A 284-nucleotide genomic window follows, 5' to 3' on the forward strand; every position below is an offset into this window, starting at 1 on the left:
AATCATGCGGAGGTGTTTTTTCTATGAAAAGAGTATCTTATTCAGTAGAAACAAAGTATAAAGCAGTTGAAATGAAAATAGCTGGTTTTTCGACAAAAGAAATTATGAAAGAATTAAATATTAAAAATAGAACACAAGTGGAAACTTGGTGGCGATGGTATCGAAATGAGGAAAGTTATAGATTTTCACAACACGTTGGGAAACAATATACCTACGGTAAAGGATTAGAAGAATTGTCAGAAATAGAACGATTAAAATTAGAAAATAAGAGAAAAGATATAGAA

At 29.6% G+C, this 284-nt stretch carries 1 protein-coding gene; it reads left to right on the plus strand.

The window, feature by feature from the left end:
• Positions 1–23: 23 nt before the first annotated feature.
• A partial coding sequence (locus tag HMPREF2629_RS09000; protein WP_070549434.1) for a helix-turn-helix domain-containing protein occupies positions 24–284 on the plus strand: 261 nt, incomplete at its 3' end.

The organism is Staphylococcus sp. HMSC034C12, assembly GCF_001835895.1.
In the GTDB taxonomy this organism is placed as follows: Bacteria; Bacillota; Bacilli; order Staphylococcales; family Staphylococcaceae; genus Staphylococcus; species Staphylococcus hominis.